This window comes from Bacteroides sp. B1-V-101 (assembly GCF_023656585.1).
Classification (GTDB): Bacteria; Bacteroidota; Bacteroidia; order Bacteroidales; family Bacteroidaceae; genus Bacteroides; species Bacteroides thetaiotaomicron.
The window spans coordinates 38,699-57,092 of record NZ_JAMOKH010000002.1; the positions used below are offsets into that span (position 1 = coordinate 38,699).

The following is an 18,394-nucleotide window of genomic DNA, read 5'->3' on the forward strand; positions in this document are numbered from 1 at the left end:
ATGGCTTTTTATTCTTCTGTTATTTCAATGAGACGGCTGTTGAGCTGCTGCGTTGTGAAAAGATCCAGTCCGACGTTCATTAGATATTCTCCGGAGAAAACCTGGTTGTTACCCTTCAATGAGGAACCGCTACCGGGCATCATATTGATTTCCTTCACACGGTACTTCTTGTCGGCATTCAACCCTTGCAGGCGGACAGGCAATGTCTTTTCCGCATAGCGCGGATGGATATCGAAGGCAAATACCGCAGCCGTTTTCTTGTCCTTGCCTACAAACATGGAAGAAGTATGGTTGCTTCCGTAAGGAGAAACGAGGCGATACAAATCACCTTCAAGGATGACAGGTTTCAGACGGTTGTAGTTCTTGACTGCCTGATCACAGTAAAGGTGCTCATTCTGATTCATGTCTTCCAGTTTGATGTCGAATCCTAATTTGCACATCATGGCCACATCGGTACGGAACTTGATACTGGTTCCACGATTCCAAGTAGTGACGTGGGCACACAGTGTCTTACTTGGGAAGATCTGCGAATAGCCCCATTGAATAAACAGGCGTTCGATAGGATCGGTATTGTCGCTTGGCCAGAACTCTGTGAAGTACTTCAATGCTTCATAGTCGGAGCGTCCGCCGCCACCGGCACACAGCATCATCGGAAGATCAGGATACTTGGCTTTGATTCTATCCAGCACCTTGTAAAGTCCGCGCACATAATCAACGTACAGATGAGACTGTTTATCTTTCAGATACACCGAATAGATATTCGTAATCGGGCTGTTGCAGTCCCATTTGAAGAAAGCGATGCCGGGATATTTGGTCATCAGGTTGTCCACCACGCCGAATACATGATCCTGTACTTTCGGATTGCTAAGGTCGAGCACCATCTGGTTGCGGAAGTAGTATTCATCACGGTTAGGCAGATGAATCACCCAGTCCTTATGCTTTTCGTAAAGCTCGATTTTGGGATTCACCATTTCCGGCTCTATCCATATACCGAACTTGATACCTTTCTTTTGTGCTTCTTCAACAAGACGCCCTACTCCGTTCGGAAGTTTGTCGGCAGTCTCTTCCCAGTCGCCCAACCCCTGATGGTCACTGCTACGAGGATATTTGTTGGCAAACCAACCATCGTCCAGCAGGAACATATCTACGCCCAGCTTGGTAGCCTCATCCATCAAGCCGATCAGTTTATTTTCATCAAAGTCAAAATAGGTAGATTCCCAGTTGTTGAGCAAAGTCATGCGGGTATCATTACCGTTTTTCACCTGATGATTGCGCGCCCAGTCATGGAAGTTACGGCTGGCCTCACCTTTCCCCTGCGTGCTGTAAGTGAAATAGAAGTCCGGAGTACGGAACACTTCTTTGGCGGGCAGGCTGTATTCGGAGTCGTACGGGTTGATACCGCTGATTATACGCAGTTCGTTTTTGTTGTCCACTTCGAAAGTAAAGCGAAAGTTACCCGTCCACCCGATGGTTCCTACTAGCACTTCGCCTGCATTCTCCTGCGAAGAATTGTCAAGAGCCAGCTGGAAGAAAGGAGATACAAACATATTGGCACGTGCACCCAACTTCGTATCGATCACCTTTTTGCCGAAAGCCAGTTCTCTTTCAGTCACGTTGGCTTCGTGTGCCCAGTCACCGGAAAATTCAGTCAGGAAATACTTGCTGCTGTTCAAGTGAAGCATTGATGAAGCATACTTGCAAAGTATCACAGGCTTCTTCTCTTCATGGCTGATTTCACTAAACGCACGGATAATGTTCTCTTTGCCGTAAGCTACATAATGCAACTTCACAGTCACAGGGTATTTATCATCCTTAAGGGTAATTACGGTTTCGTTGACCCCGTTACTGATGGCATTGCTCGAATGATCTACATATTTCAGCAGCAATGAAGAGTTATTGTCATTATGACGTATGTGAATAGCCGGTTCAAAGTAGTCCTCCATACCATGAGTCAGATAAGCTTCAGTCCCTTGTGGCAGATACTGGATATCGGAATCATGGTTAAGCTTTTTGCCCAAGTATTTCTGATACAGACGTCCGTTGTCAGCTACTTGATAGATAAGGCTGGTCCGTTCGGTTTCTATTTTGATCAGAGGCTTGTCGGCAGCCTGCAAAAGAGAAAAAGAACTCAATAGAAAAAAAAGTAAGAATGCTTTTAATTTCATGGTTTACATTGTTATGGTTGATATTTATTCTCTGGTGCGGAACGGGGGTACGGGAAGCCCGCTCTTGCCATATAGATTACAAACAGGATTGTCTGCCCACGCATAGCAAGCCGCCGTCGGTATTTCTATCCGGTCGGATTGCAGAATGACTTCTTTTCCCCGGATGGTAGCCTGTGCCGGAACGTATTTCCCGTCCGGTCCCGCCAGTATAAAGCCTTTCGGAGCACCTTCTTTGGCTACTACTTCCTGATCGAAACTAAGAATCAGCGTACGTCCCGAAATGCGGTATCCAAGGAATGCGGGCACTTCGTATGTACCTTTGTTATAGGTCTTCGCCAATGCCGCTTGCGCCAGCCGCTTTCCTACTTCCTGTTTGTTTTTCGGGTGGATATCATAAGCTTCGCCGAGGTCGATGGCACATGCCATACCTGTATTAGGCAGGTGCAGCGCATGTGCCTGTGCATCACGGAGAGCCGCCCATTTGGAATCCGGCTGCACTTCTTCCGGTTTCAGATAATTGGCCAACTGCACAAAGTAGAAAGGAAAATCCTGTTTCCATGCCCTTCTCCAATCTGTAATCATTGACTGGAAAAGTACCCTGTACTGCTCGTCGAATCCTACATTATTTTCTCCCTGATACCAGATAGCACCCTTGATAGGAAAGACAGTAAAAGGATGTATCATTGCATTGTAAAGTACGGTCGGGTAACAGGATGTCGGCCAGCCGGTCCCTTCGGGAGACAATGGTCTGGAAGGTGCGCCGGTCATCGATACTCCGGTGTGATAGTTCCAGTTGCCCGCCAAAGAAATCTTCTTGCCGTTCGCTTCCATATACATCTGCTGAGGTTCTCCGTGGATACCACCTTCACCTCCATAATCTATGGCACGGATGGTGATAACCCCTTTACCTGCCTTTGCCAAGACTGCGGGAATCTTATAAGTACGCATCGTATTACATCCCGAAGTTCTTCCTATCTCTTTTCCGTTAAAGTAAGTGATATCGTCGTCGTCGATCATAGCCAGATGGAAAGAGATTTCCTTACCGCTCCAGTCAGCAGGTATTTCCACTTCTTTCTGGAACCAGACAGTACCGTCAAAATTCAGTCCGCGGGTTTCCCAGTAGGCGGGCAGTTCCATCGGTTTCCATCCATTCCCTGTCTGAAGAGCTGATATCCATTGGGGAACTCCGTCTTTGAATCCGGCATCCCTGGCATCAAACTGCTGAAGCCACTCGTCCATTTCCTGATGGTAAAGTTCGACAAGTTTCTCTCTTTGGAAGCCTGCGCTTTCCATTTCGGCCATCCTTTTCTGGAATCCCATGACTTGCTTCAATGTCTGATGGCTTGTCCATGATTCGGCAGGTGTGCCGCCCCAAGTGCAGTCAATCACCCCAACGGGCACATTCAGTTCTTTCCACAACTTACGGGCATAGAAATAAGCAACGGAAGAAAACTCCGGTACAGTAGCGGAACTACATTCCTGCCAGCCGTTCATATTCATTTCTACGTTATCCTGCGGAGAGAAAGCAACGGTCTTCTTTACCTGCAACAGACGGATGGAAGGATAATCGGCATCGGCAACCTCCTGTTCGTAATTCATCACTTTTCCCCATCCGGCAACGGGCATTTCCATATTCGACTGACCGGAACATATCCAGACTTCGCCCGATAAGACGTTGTTCAACACTAGTTTCTCACCATCCGAAACAATGATCTGATAAGGTCCTCCGGCAGGCGGAGTCGGGACTTCTATGCTAAAATGACCATCAGCTGACGCTTTAGCCGTATATTTCTCATGATTCCAGCTCACCTTCACAGTCACTTGTTTACCGGCTTTCGCTTTTCCCGGTAACGTCAGCTGACTGTTTTGCTGAATAACCATATTATCGGTAAAGAATGACGGCAATGTGACCTTCGCTTGCGCAAAGGCTGCCACACATAACGATAAGAGTGTTAATTGATATTTTTTCATTTCTTCGGTTATTTAAATTCAAGTAATTGCACGTCTTTGGAGGGTACGGTCACTTCAAGCTGTCCTGTGGCAGAAGTCTCGTTGCCGCTCCACAACTCCTTCACCTGATAGTTGCGTGCCTTGTCCAATCCTATTCTTTCCAACGAAAGCACAGTTGTCTGTTCCTGGTCCGAGTAGTTGAATACCGCACAATGGAAACGACCATCGGGTGTCTTCCTTACAAAGATATGTTCCGACTTCTCTCCGTTTCCTTCCACGGGACGGAACACTTCTCCTGTTGCCACTGCATTCACTGCCGCATTGGTCAGATATTTCTGTGACTTTTCTTTGGCGTCTTTTCCTCCTCCCGCACTGAAATCGTCTCCTGTAATGTAAATACCCGTAATGACACCCGAAGTAATACGGGCACGGTTTTCTCCGTCGGTAGCATCTCTCAGTACAATATGATCGGCATCGTTATATTGATAGATATACTTCTGCCACCAGCCGTATGAAAGAGCATTCAATGTATATTCGGTATCCTTGATCTGATTCCACGCATCACAGGCTATTCTGCGTGACTGCGCATACTGGGCAGGGAAAACAGGAGAAATGGAGAGATTGATATACATATCTCCAAAATATTGATTGAGAAGTTTCATGCCATAATTATATCCCTGTATACCTGTGGTAATCTCAGGATTATACCATTTGTCCGCTTCCATCGCACCGTGTGTCATGAAGTCCATCTTCACATACTCGAATCCTGCACGGTGGAACAAACCGGAAGTCTTCTTCATCATAGCTTCCACTGCCGGATGCGTTGGATCGACTGCATAAGCGCCGTCCAGTTCCTGCGGCTTTCCGTTGGCATAGAGATAGATATCTTTGTATTTATATTCTGGTGCGGCATCTACCGTCCGTTCCGGATCGCGTGCCCAGTCGGTGAACGGAGTCCAGTAGATACCACCGATCTGTCCGTTCGACTTACACTTTTCTATAAATGATTTCAGTTGTTCCTCATTCATACAGTCCCAACCGGAGTCCAGACCGATATAGACAGTCTGATCAGGGTTTACAAAATGATTATTCTGCAGATTCTCCTTAAAATAATCGGAGACTTCCATCGCTTTCTCATAAGTCAGATTGAATTGTAATGCCCCCCAGCTGTTCCAACCAAATGGAACAGCTTTCTCCCATGCTTTGGGAGGGGCAATTACAGCGTTGGCTTTTGCATACGCTTCAAGTCCATCGCACCAATCTTCAAAGAAACCCAAAAAGACTTTAGGGGATTTAATCTTTTTACCTGCTAATGCACCGTGAGCCTTTACGTCACGAGTCTGCTCATCTGCTATGCCCCCATAACATACCAGCGAACCAATGTTATCACAATCCCCCTTACCTATTGAAATACCTGTTTTCCAGTTATCATGTTCTACGGAGCCGATCACCAGACCGTTCCGGCTTTCATTATTGAATATGGCTGTCACTTCATAACTCACCAATGTATCGAAACCAAGCGGATGAGACTGATATCTGATCCATTTGTCATTGTCGAACGGAACAAAAAGGGCACGGTTATCACCTGCCTGCAAGAATCCGGATATAGAATCGACATTGACAGGAGCCATTCTGCCGGAACTGATTTCCTCTTTCGCTTCGACCGTAAAATCGGTCAGTATATATTCCTTACCCGGATAAAGATAGAAATACTGAGTCAGCTTCGGAAGTTCCTTATCCGTATACTCTACCTTATATATATGTCCTTTCCCGAAAGAATCGGAAACTTTGTCCGTACTGATTTTATGGCGGGCATAGTCAGTCGTCTTGATCTCCTTCCCTTCCCATTGATAGGAAGCATACATTCCGTTACAAATATTTTTTGACTTATAAGTGAGTGCTATTCCCCCTTGCTGATCATCGTAAGTTATATTCCATACATCGGTAGAGAAAATCTTGTCTCCACTGGCACAGTTGGAAATGAAAAGAAACAGAAGAAGCATCAGGGATACTCCCGACATTTTTTTTAGTAGTAGCTTTTGGTTTTTCATATGGTACAATGTTCTTATGTAAAAAAATAAAGCATACCCGAATAAGAAACCTTTTTCTCTTATTGAGGTATGCCACAAAGGTAAGGATTGGCATCTCCTTTACTATATACAAACGATTCAAAAAATGATAAAAATACGGCAAATAAGCTCCAATGGGGGCTAAGAGAGGTATTTTATCTATTTTGTGCCCTCTCCTGCCTCGACATTCTTTATCTCCTGCGTGATAATGATCTGCTTGCCGGATTGATATTGTTTCTCAAAATCTTTGGGTGTCATGCCGAATTGTTTCAGGAATAACTTGCTGAAATAAGACGGCGAATTGATGCCGACCATATAGCAGATATCTCCGATCCGGTATTTACCTTCCTGAATAAACTCGGCTGCCTTCTTCAGCTTGATCAACCGGATAAAATCGAGCGGAGACAAGTTGAACAGTGTCTTGATTTTCCTTAACAAACTGGAACGGCTCATGCAGAGTATATCCGCCATTCGTTCTACACCGAAATTATCATCGGTTATGTTATCTTCAATGACCTTGATCACCTTATTCATAAATTCTTCGTCCGCCTTGTTCATCTGCATATTGTTGACAGAGAAGAAGGGGCGTTTTGCAAAGGCTTCTCTTTCCCTGCGCCTGTTGTCAAGCAAGGACAGGACTTGTTCTTTCAGATAATTGAAAGAGAAAGGTTTCTCAACATATGCTTCCGCACCATATTTCAGACCGTTGATTTTGCTGTCGATGTCATTCTTGGCTGTCAGGAAGATAATAGGAATATGAGAAAGTTCCATATCCGATTTTACTTCCTTGCAGAGTTGGTATCCGTCCATTACAGGCATCATGATATCACTGATGATCAAGTCGATATGGCTGCTTCTCAATATTTCCAGTGCTTCTACCCCGTTCATCGCTGTCTCTACGGTGAAGTTTTCCTGCAAGCGTTCGAGAATAAAGGTCAGCATACTTTCATTGTCTTCTACCAGCAGGAGGGTATATCCATACATATCGGCCGTGACGGGCGTATGTTCGTCCAGCTCAACAATGTCTTTCTGTATGGCTTTGTTGTTCTCCTGTTTAATGCCCTCCATATTTAAAGGAATGGTCAGTACAAACATATTGTTTTCCTGACGGGTATCCAGATAGATCGTGCCTTTGTGCAGGGATGCCAGCGAACGTGCCAGAGACAAGCCGATGCCTACTCCATTACGGGGCTTCTCCTTTCTGTCCACCTGATAGAACGGTTCGAATATATATTGGCTGACTTCCGCCGGAATCTTGTTTCCGTCACTGGTGACGCGAATCGTAAAGCTGTCTTCTCCCTTTTCCAGTTCTACCAGTACATTCTGGCTGGCGTATTTCAGCGCATTATTGAGCAGGTTGCTCAGTATCTTGGTGATTGCTTCTTTATCTACGGCTGCCCATACCTGCTCTTCTGTCGATTTTAACTGCAATTCTTTCCGGTTCAGGCTGAACGTCACTTCAAAGCGTGCCACGATTCCGGCAAGAAGTTCGGTAATGTCCACGCTCTCAAATTTCATGGTCAGCTTGTTGGCACCGATCTTCTGGAAGTCCAGCAGTTGTCCGGTAAGTTCCAGCAGGCGTTTGGTGTTCTGAACCATCACACTGATATACTTCTTCATCTTGGGTTCCTGTATCTCCATTTCCTCAATGGCTTCGAGAGGACCGTTGATCAGTGTCAAAGGGGTACGCACTTCGTGCGCTATCTCTGTGAAGAAGTCCACTTTGGATTCGTACAGTTCCTTCTCCTTTTCGATCTCAAACAGCTTTTGCCGTTCTTCCAGTTGTTTCTCCTTGCGGTGTTTGTACCATAAGATGGTGCCAACCACGATCAGGATAATACATACTGTATATACAATGTAAGCAATGATAGACTGCCACCACGGAGGAAGAATGATAATAGACAGAGAGCGTGTGGACGACTCGGACTTGCTGCCGTGAGTAGCTTGCACACGGAAGGTGTATTTTCCCGGCGGAAGTTTGGCATACGAGATGTTCTGGTTGCTGGCAGCCCGTACCCAATCCCTGTCAAGAGGTTCCATACGATAATAGTATTGGTTGGACTCGGCCGTAGAGTAGCTGAGCAATGCCACATCAAAGCTGATATTGGCCTGGTCGTAAGGCAGGACGATTTCATCCGTATGTACGATACATTGTTTCAGGGGTGATTCGGGAGTATGCACCGTCACCTCCTTATTATATATACTGAACTTGGAAATGTAAACAGGCGGAAGCGGCTTTTCCTCCTCCTGAACAGTAGGATCGAACGCGATCAATCCGTCCACCCCGCCGAAATAGAACCTTCCATCCTGAGCTTTCAATGCCGATTGATAATTGAACTGATTACCCAGCAATCCGTCCTTATTGGTAAAGACACGTACATCTCCACTCTCGGGATTGAACTTGACCAATCCTTTATTGGTGCCAAACCACAGATTTCCGGCATCATCTTCCAATATGTTGTAAGCTACGTCATCCGGTAGTCCGTCTTCAATACTGAAAGTGGTAAAGTTGTCCTGCGCTTCATTATATCTGCATATACCGCCACGGTCGGTAGAGAACCATATATTCCCTTTACTGTCCTGCATGATGGAGCTGACGGAGTTGGAGCTTAGAGAGTTGTCAACTCCTTCCTTATAAGAATAATTCTTATAAGAATTATTCTTAGGATCACATTTCCAAACACCATTTCCCATAGTAGCAAGCCAAATTGTACCATCTCTAGCCTCCATTATATCGAAAACCCAGTTATATCCTACTTCTTCCACACGGTGAAATTTCCTTTCCTTAGGTTGTGATACATATAATCCCCACCCAGGTCCTATCCAAGTACGACCTTTACTATCTTTTAAAAAACTATATACACTTCCTTCTTCAATACCCAAATCCTTATCACTGACGTATTTAAGATGTTCACCAGGTATACTAATATCATTCATTCCTTGTTTAAATAATCCAACATATATATGATTTTCATAATGTTTTACTGATAGTGTAATGAGACGACCTGGAACATTATCATATATCTGATGTACTTTACCTGTTCGAGGATCCAATACATTAACACCATTATCTTCAGTACCTATCCAAATACACCCATTATTATCTTCTGCCAATCCACGGATACGTTTGGTATTTAAAGAATATGGATCGCTTCCCGGTACATATTTAGCAAAAGTCAAGATACGATTAGGCAGATAGTTGACACCTCCAAACATTGTTCCAATCCAAATTCCTCCTTCATAATCTTTATAAATAGAATAAATACTATTATCCGATAAACTAAATGAACGCATCAGGTCTTCTTTCAAATGAATAACATTATTTTCTTTCTCATTAATAATGAAAATTCCATGAAGAGAACCTACCCAAATTTCATCTCCAAAACACATTACATCTCGCAAAAATGTTTTTTTCTCACCAAGGAACGAAACTTCACTCAACTCATCTGTTCGAGTATTATATTTCAGCAAATCTCCTTCATGTATTCCCAAAATAGCATTTTCTTTCTGAAAACAAATACTTATAATTGTTTTGTCAATTAACGAACGTCCCATTCGGTCTGTCAAATATTGTTCAAAATTATCATCCCGATAATTGTACTTGAATAAACCTATTCCTGATGTACCTACCCATACTTCGCCCTGCTCATTGATACAAATACATTCCGGATTATTATTTTTTAAATTGTCTTTATCTATCAATGAATAATGATGTACCTTTCCGTCTTTATAACGAAAAAGTCCCTGATCAGGAATCAACACCCAAATATTATCTAGTGAATCAGACAGAATTTCCGCTACCCAGTTATCAAGAGTTATTCCTTCTGATGAAGCTATTTTGAAACGTTTAAATACATCAACCGCCGGATTATATATATAAACACCCCTGTCTGTTCCAACCCATAAATTCCTTTCTTTATCCTCAAAAAGAGCACCAATATTATGATTACCTGTACCCTCCTCCAAATCATCGCAATCGAATTGGAGAATAGAAGTTCCATCATAGCGGTTGAGCCCATTTTTTGTCCCAAACCACATAAATCCATAGCTATCCTGCAAGATTGCTTTTACATTACTCTCTGATAAACCATTTTCTCCATTAACACGGGTGAAATAAAAATCAGAATATTCCTGAGCAAAAATACAAATAGATAAGAATAGCAATCCATTTATGAAAGCTAATCGTAGTAGGTGTTTCTTCATAAATTATATAGTGGTTATATTTGGCTGTGCGCGCAAATATACACTAAAAAACAGTATATAAAAAGGAGTTGACGCATTTGTTTCAGTAATAGCCGCATTTGTTCATTTTTACTTTTCCCTTCTCCTATACCTTTGCAATATCATTTTGAAATAAACTATTTTATAACATGAGAAACGTAACATTAGGCCTGATAATAGGGGCCGCACTTCTAGTTAGTGGTAGTCTGTCACTGAAGGCAACCGAGAATAAAATGAAATTATGGTATGATAAACCTGCAGATGAATGGATGAAGTCTCTTCCTTTGGGGAACGGTCGTCTTGGTGTAATGATCTATGGTGGCATAGAAACAGAAACACTCGCTCTAAACGAATCAACAATGTGGTCAGGGGAATATGATGAACATCAGCAACGTCCATTCGGAAGAGAAAAACTCAATCAAGTAAGAAAGCTATTTTTTGAAAATAACTTGTCAGAAGGTAATCACGTCGCAGGAAATATGATGGCAGGTAGCCCACATTCAGTAGGAACACATCTTCCCATAGGTGACTTGAAAATAAATTTTTCATATCCTCAAGGAGAAATATCAGATTATCGCCATGAACTGGATTTACATACTGCTATAAACACAGTTAGCTATAAAGTAGGTAATACTGAATATATACGCCAATGTATCGCTTCTAATCCAGATGACGTAGTTGCCATGCATATAAAAGCTAGTCGTCCAAAAGCAATAACGATAGAACTTGAATTGAAATTACTCAGACAGGCAAATGTAGTAGCATCCGGTAACCAACTTATTTATACCGGTAATGCAGAATTTGAAAAACATGGTAAAGGAGGAGTACATTTTGAAGGACGTATTGCTGTACAAATAAAAGGAGGAACAATAAAGGCTGAAGGGAAAAAACTTTATATTGAGAAAGCTACTGAAGTCACTTTATTATCTGATGTACGTACCAATTTTAAAAACAATACGTTCTCTGGTTACAACTACAAAATAAAATGTGAGAAAACAATTGAATTAGCATCAAAGAAAGATTTTAAGACTCTGATGAAAAAACATATAGAAGACTATTCTCCACTTTTCTCCCGGGTAGGACTTTCGTTTGAGCATCACGCAAAGTTTGATCACCTACCAAACGATGAACGTTGGGCACGGGTAAAGAAAGGAGAATCTGATCCTGGATTAGATGCATTATTTTTCCAATATGCCCGCTATCTGTTGATCGCTTCTTCACGTCCTAATTCTCCTCTACCTGTAGCTTTACAAGGTTTTTTTAACGATAATCTCGCTTGCCATATGGGATGGACTAACGATTATCATTTGGATATCAATACTGAACAAAATTATTGGATTGCTAATGTAGGTAATTTAGCAGAATGTCATCTCCCTCTTTTTGACTATATTAAAGATCTATCAATTCATGGTGCAAAAACAGCAAAAGATTTATATGGTTGTAAAGGATGGACTGCACATACTACAGCCAATCCATGGGGATATACAGCTGTATCAGGTAGTATTCTTTGGGGATTATTCCCGACTGCATCTTCTTGGCTTGCCTCTCATTTATGGACACAATATGATTACACACAAGATAAAGATTTTTTAAAGAATACCGCATATCCATTATTAAAAAGTAATGCTGAATTTCTATTAGATTATATGGTAATAGACCCACGAAATAACTATTTGGTAACAGGTCCTAGTATCTCGCCGGAAAACAGTTTTCGCCATCAAGGACAAGAATTTTGCGCATCTATGATGCCGACTTGCGACCGTGTACTGGCTTATGAGATATTCTCGGCATGCCTGCAATCTACGGAAATATTAAATGTCGATGCCTCATTTGCCGACAGCCTCCGTACCGCTATCAGCAAACTCCCTCCTTTCCGTATCAGCACAAACGGAGGAGTACAGGAATGGTTTGAAGATTACGAAGAAGCACATCCCAATCACCGTCACACCACACACTTATTATCCCTCTATCCTTATTCTCAGATTACCTTAAATAAAACACCCGAATTAGCAAAAGCTGCCCGAAAAACTATTGAAAGACGTTTAGCAGCCAAAGATTGGGAAGATACAGAATGGAGTCGTGCTAACATGATTTGCTTTTATGCCCGATTAAAAGACTCTGAAAATGCTTATAATAGTGTAAAACAATTACTTGGAAAACTATCACGTGAAAACATGTTTACAGTTTCTCCCGCTGGTATTGCCGGAGCAGGTGAAGACATCTTCGCTTTTGACGGGAATACAGCCGGAGCAGCAGGTATTGCAGAAATGTTATTACAAAGTCACGATAATTGCATTGAATTATTACCGTGCTTACCTAAAGAATGGAAAAACGGAAATTTTAAAGGACTTTGTGCTCGGGGAGGTATTGAAATAGATGCGAGTTGGAAAAATAGCCAAATAGTAAATGCAGTACTAAAAGCTACCGCTCCAATAGAATTTACTCTTTGTCTATCAAATGCAAAACTATACTGTTGGAAGCTGAACAAAAAAACATTCATTCCTAAAATAAAGGATGATGGACTAATTTATATATCCATGAATAAAGGAGATAATCTTACCATAATCATCCCTTAATAACAATTTTGCAGTAAATGCGTTATTTTTTGCTGCGTTTATACACTATTAAAATAACACATTTACCTAATTTTGACTCGTTGAATTTAGAAAATTATCACATTAAATCTAATAATATATGAAACGAATTCGAGATTTCCCCACCACTGACAAGACAACGATCTAGTTGCCTGAAATGTATTAACCTAATATTAATTTTAAATTATCCATGAAAAATATGAAAGAAAGACTCTTTTCATTCTTTAAAATGAATCGACTGATTCCAGTCATACTCTGTCTTTTCTTTGCGACAAGTATATATGCGCAAAATAGAGAAGTGAAGGGTATAGTGACAGGTGACGATAATGAACCTATGGCAGGAGCTACCATCAAAATAAAAAACAGTCAAGGTGGTGCAATTGCAGATATTGACGGAAAATTCACTATGCGAGTAAAAACCGGAGATATATTAGAAATTTCGTTTCTTGGCATGAAAAAGCAAGAAATAAAAGTAGATAGTAACGACTTTTACTCTATTAAATTATTTCCTGAAGCTAATGAGTTTGACGAAGTAACGGTAGTTGCTTTTGCCAAGCAAAAGAAAGAGAGCGTAATTAGTGCCATCTCTACAGTAAATCCACAGGAACTGAAAGTACCGAGTAGCAATCTGACAACCGCTCTTGCCGGAAGAATGTCCGGACTAATTGCTTTCCAAACAACAGGTGAACCCGGTAAGGACAATGCTCAGTTCTTTGTGCGTGGTGCCACAACATTTGGTTATAAAAAAGATCCTCTTATTTTGATTGACAACATTGAATTGAGTACAGATGATCTTGCCCGCTTGAATGTGGATGACATTGCTCAATTTTCTATTATGAAAGACGCTACAGCCACTGCTTTGTACGGCGCGCGTGGAGCAAATGGAGTAATCCTTGTGACCACTAAACAAGGAGTCGCCGGAAAGCCGAAAGTATCCGTCCGTGTAGAACAATCAGTATCCACTCCTCGAAAGAAGGTGGAATTAACAGATCCTATCACCTTTATGCGATTAAATAATGAAGCTGTAAACTCTCGGCGTGATCCTAACAATCCTGCCGCCAGCGCTAATTACACAGTTTATAGTCAAGAAAAAATAGAAAATACAATTGCTGGTACCAACCCATATTGTTATCCGGCAGTAAATTGGTATGATGAACTATTCAATAACTACGCTCTTTCTACAAGAGTAAATGCTAATCTAAGTGGAGGAGGCAGTGCAGTACGTTATTATGTAGCAGCTTCATATACCAAAGACGGAGGAGTGATCAAAAATGATAAACTCAACAACTACAACAGTAACATTAACTGGCAACGTTATTCTGTTCGGTCTAATATCAATATGGATCTTAGCAAGACTACAGAATTCTCTATTCGCGTCAATGGAAATTTTGATGACTATACCGGTCCGTTGGACAGTGGTGAAGGACTTTATAAGAAGGTAATGAAGACAAGCCCTGTTATGTATCCTAAAAGTTATCCTGCAACAGGCGAATATGTCAATGCTACGCATGTGCTATTTGGTAATGCCGATAAAGGAGTCTACATTAATCCATATGCAGATATGGTTAGAGGATACAAAGAATCCAATAATTTATTGGTAGCTGCACAAGCAGAATTAAAACAAAAGTTCGACTTCGTAACCAAAGGATTGGATGCCCGAATCTTAGTTAGTACCACTCGCTCTTCTTATTCCGACCTTACTCGAGCTATCAATCCTTATTATTATCAGGCCGACTATGACAAAGAAACCAATAGTTATACATTGACTAACATTGTAGAAGGGGAAGAGTATTTGTCATACAATCAAGGAAGCAGAAATATCAACACTACCAACTATGTAGAAGCTGCCATCAGCTATAACCGAACATTCGGTGTGCATGCCACTAGCGGAATGTTAGTATATACTCGCCGAGAAGAAAAAAGATCAAGTGAAGACACTCTACAGAAATCACTACCACGCAGAAACCAAGGGCTAGCAGGTCGCTTTACCTATGCTTACGATTCCAGATATTTTGCAGAATTCAACTTTGGATATAACGGTTCTGAACGGTTTGCTGCTCACGAACGATACGGTTTCTTCCCTTCCTTCGGTTTAGGGTATATCATTTCGAACGAAAGCTTTTGGGAGCCATTATTAAACACAATGGATAAACTGAAATTCAAAATGACCTATGGTCTGGTAGGTAATGATGCCATTGGAAGTTCAGATGATCGTTTCTATTATTTATCGGAAGTAAATCCAAATGATGGTGGACGTGGCCAATATTTTGGAACAAATTACGGCAACCAAATGAATGGTGTATCTATTTCTCGTTATCCCAACACTAATATTACATGGGAGAAATCAAAGAAAGGGAACTTTGGTATTGAATTAGGTATGTTCAACAGTGCATTAGAAGTTCAAGCTGACTTCTTCTATGAACGTCGTACTCAAATTTACCAAAACCGCGCCTACATTCCTTCTACAATGGGACTTTCTGCCGGAGTAAGTGCTAATATAGGTGAAGCATCTTCCCGAGGAGTTGATTTATCAGTCAACTATTCTTATATTGCCAATAAAGATTTCTGGATAAAAGGAATGGGTAATTTCACGCTTGCCAAAGGAAGGTATGAAGTCTATGAAGAACCAGATTATGCTAGTTACGGACAAGGGTATCGTTCTAGAATAGGGCAACCAATCAACTTTAATTACGGATATATCACCGAACGCCTATTTATTGATGAAAATGATGTTGCCAACTCTCCCTCACAAACAAGTTTCAATGGTGGAGCCATGCCGGGAGATATTAAATATAAAGATTTAAATAATGATGGAAAAATTACTAGTGAAGACCAAATTTTTCTCGGTTATCCTAATCAACCTGAAATTACTTACGGGTTTGGTTTCTCTACCGGCTACAAAGGATTCGACCTCTCTATGTTTTTTCAAGGAAATGCAAGAGTATCTTTTTTCATCGACCCTAGAAACACATCTCCCTTTGTAAACTACGATGCAGGTGGAAAGACGGGTGTTCAACAATGTTTGGATGTTATAGCCAAAGATCATTGGTCTGAAGACAATCGTAATATATACGCATTTTGGCCACGTTTATCTCCCACACTTGTTGAAAATAATATGCAAACAAGTACCTGGTGGATGCATGACGGATCATTTATTCGTCTGAAAACTGTAGAATTAGGCTATACATTCTCGCAAAAAGCTCTGAAAAAAATAGGTGTACAATCTTTGCGCCTATACTTAACAGGAAGTAACCTACTAACCTTCAGCAAATTTAAACTATGGGATGCAGAAATGGGTAATAATGGCCTAGGATATCCTATTCAGCGAGTATATAACCTCGGCATTAACATTAACTTCTAAAAAGCAATGATATGAAAAAAATTATGAAATATATTCCGACTATCATTTTGACGTTGCTTTGTTCTTGTTCAGATTATTTGGATATAGTTCCCGATAATGTGACAACATTGGACATTGTATTCAACAACAGAAATACAGCCGAACGCTATTTGGCCAACTGCTACCATTTTGTTCCAGACCATGGATCTGTCAAACGAATTCCCGGCATGGGAGCCGGACACGAATGTTGGTTCTATACTACTAATGACTCTCACTTTGACAATGAAGTCAGCTTTTATATAGCCCGTGGATTACAGAATATTGATGCTCCTTATGCCAATTATTGGGACGGAGAAGGAGGCAGTAATCTTCCCATGTTCCGTGCCATTAGAGAGTGTAATATCTTTCTTGATTATGTAAGAGATCAGCATAAAGTGAACGACTTGACAGATTCTGAACGAAAAAGATGGATCGCTGAAGTAAACGTACTAAAAGCCTATTACCATTTTTTTCTATTTGAACACTATGGTCCTATTCCTATTGTAGACAAAGCTCTTCCTGTATCGACTGATCCAGAAGGAGTAAAAGTTACTCGCATGCCAGTAGATCAAATAGTTGATTACATGGTAAAGCTTATAGACGACTCGTACAAAGACTTGCCACCAGTCATCACTATGGAAGCTACAGAAATGGGACGTTTGACACAACCTGCAGCATTAGCCCTTAAAGCCAAAATACTGCTGTGGGCAGCTAGTCCTCTCTTCAATGGAAACAAAGATTATGCAAATTTCAGAAACGAAGAAGGAGAACCATTCATCAACCAAGAATTCAGCCGTGAAAAATGGGTGAAAACAGCTGAAGCATGCAAAGAGGCCATAGAATCTGCAGAAACCAATGGATGTCAACTTTATGACTGCAGCATGGACATGTCTTATAGCCAGGACCTACCAGAAGAAATATTTTACAGCATGAATATCCGTCAAACAGTAACAGAACGTTTTAACTCCGAATTGATATGGAGCGTAGGCAAACAGGGTACCAATGAACTGCAAAACCTATCGATGGCTTGTATTGTTCCTTCTTTGCAACAAGGAAGTGGAAACGGTCAAGTAACAGGCAGTATTTTGCAAAGCAGGGCAGCAGGTGTATATGCTCCTACACTGGAAACAGCGGAACAATTTTACAGTAAAAATGGAGTGCCCATTGACGAAGACAAAGAATGGTTAACAAGCGGAAACTATGATAATCGTTACACAACCCGACAAGTGACTAGTGCTGATAAATATAACATGCGAACAGGCTGGACCACTGCCGTACTTCACTTCAACAGAGAACCCCGCTTCTACGGGTCTCTCGGTTTCGATGGTTCCACTTGGTATGGTAACGGACGTACAGATGTCAATGACTTGAATTATGTAGATGGTAAATATGGAAGAAACTCTGGAAACAAATGGGGATTTAACTACTCCATTACAGGTTATTTCGCTAAAAAAGTAGTATATTATCAAAATGCTATAACTCAATCTTCACAAGTAGTCTACGAATACCCATTCCCTATTATCAGATTAGGCGACTTGTATCTAATGTATGCAGAATCACTTAATGAAGCTGCAGAAGGTGATAATAATGTACCGGAAGAAGTTTATACATACCTACGGAAGGTACGTGAACGTTCCGGATTGAAAAAAGGTGTACTTGGACAGACCGAAGATATAGGAGATGTCAGAGTAGCATGGGAAAAGTACAGCAATGATCCTACCAAACCTAAAACTAAAGATGGGATAAGAAGTATCATCAAACAGGAACGTAAAATTGAACTTGCGTTGGAAGGACATCAATACAATGATCTCAGACGATGGAAAGACGCTTCAAAAGAACTGAGTAAATCCATTAAAGGATGGAACGTACAAGGAGAAATAGAAGAAGACTTTTATAAAGTCACAACTCTTTTTGTTCCTCGCGCATTTACAACTAAAGACTATTTGTGGCCTATAAAAAAACAAGACTTACAAGTAGACGACAAATTAATTCAAACGTATGGATGGTAATTATAAA

7 protein-coding genes are annotated in these 18,394 nt (G+C 41.4%); 3 read left to right on the top strand and 4 right to left on the bottom strand.

Annotated features, from left to right (window positions below):
• Nucleotides 1–8 precede the first annotated feature (8 nt).
• The 4 genes from NBH01_RS01880 to NBH01_RS01895 form a co-directional block, all read right to left on the bottom strand.
• Nucleotides 9–2,165 carry an alpha-galactosidase gene (locus tag NBH01_RS01880; RefSeq protein WP_234141591.1) on the bottom strand — a complete coding sequence of 719 codons (2,157 nt, stop codon included), beginning with the start codon at nt 2,163–2,165 and terminating at the stop codon, nt 9–11.
• Nucleotides 2,166–2,189: 24 nt separating this feature from the next.
• The gene (locus NBH01_RS01885; RefSeq protein ID WP_062695866.1) at nt 2,190–4,136 is read right to left on the bottom strand and encodes a sialate O-acetylesterase; all 1,947 of its coding nucleotides are present in this window, start codon (nt 4,134–4,136) and stop codon (nt 2,190–2,192) included.
• 8 nt (nt 4,137–4,144) lie between these two features.
• Nucleotides 4,145–6,166 (bottom strand): alpha-galactosidase, encoded by a 2,022-nt coding sequence (locus NBH01_RS01890; RefSeq protein WP_062695865.1) that lies wholly within the window; start codon nt 6,164–6,166, stop codon nt 4,145–4,147.
• 177 nt (nt 6,167–6,343) lie between these two features.
• Nucleotides 6,344–10,387 (bottom strand): hybrid sensor histidine kinase/response regulator transcription factor, encoded by a 4,044-nt coding sequence (locus NBH01_RS01895; protein ID WP_225678772.1) that lies wholly within the window; start codon nt 10,385–10,387, stop codon nt 6,344–6,346.
• A 167-nt stretch (nt 10,388–10,554) separates the two neighbouring features.
• Here NBH01_RS01895 and NBH01_RS01900 point away from each other — a divergent pair, with 167 nt between their 5' ends.
• The 3 genes from NBH01_RS01900 (at nt 10,555) to NBH01_RS01910 (ending at nt 18,387) form a co-directional block, all read left to right on the top strand.
• Nucleotides 10,555–12,981, top strand: a complete 2,427-nt coding sequence (locus NBH01_RS01900; protein ID WP_225678773.1) for a glycoside hydrolase family 95 protein — start codon at nt 10,555–10,557, stop codon at nt 12,979–12,981.
• Between the two features lie 217 nt (nt 12,982–13,198).
• Entirely contained in the window at nt 13,199–16,360 is a 3,162-nt protein-coding gene (locus NBH01_RS01905; RefSeq protein WP_234141593.1) for a SusC/RagA family TonB-linked outer membrane protein, read from the top strand.
• Nucleotides 16,361–16,371: 11 nt separating this feature from the next.
• A complete protein-coding gene (locus tag NBH01_RS01910; RefSeq protein ID WP_221656233.1) occupies nt 16,372–18,387 on the top strand; it encodes a RagB/SusD family nutrient uptake outer membrane protein in 2,016 nt (671 codons plus the stop codon).
• Nucleotides 18,388–18,394 lie beyond the last annotated feature (7 nt).

Excerpts from the sequence above, each read along its gene's own strand:
- NBH01_RS01880 (WP_234141591.1), bottom strand. The coding sequence starts at position 2,165 with ATGAAATTAAAAGCATTCTTACTTTTTTTTCTATTGAGTTCTTTTTCT.
- NBH01_RS01885 (WP_062695866.1), bottom strand. The coding sequence starts at position 4,136 with ATGAAAAAATATCAATTAACACTCTTATCGTTATGTGTGGCAGCCTTT.
- NBH01_RS01890 (WP_062695865.1), bottom strand. The coding sequence starts at position 6,166 with ATGAAAAACCAAAAGCTACTACTAAAAAAAATGTCGGGAGTATCCCTG.
- NBH01_RS01895 (WP_225678772.1), bottom strand. The coding sequence starts at position 10,387 with ATGAAGAAACACCTACTACGATTAGCTTTCATAAATGGATTGCTATTC.
- NBH01_RS01900 (WP_225678773.1), top strand. The coding sequence starts at position 10,555 with ATGAGAAACGTAACATTAGGCCTGATAATAGGGGCCGCACTTCTAGTT.
- NBH01_RS01905 (WP_234141593.1), top strand. The coding sequence starts at position 13,199 with ATGAAAGAAAGACTCTTTTCATTCTTTAAAATGAATCGACTGATTCCA.
- NBH01_RS01910 (WP_221656233.1), top strand. The coding sequence starts at position 16,372 with ATGAAAAAAATTATGAAATATATTCCGACTATCATTTTGACGTTGCTT.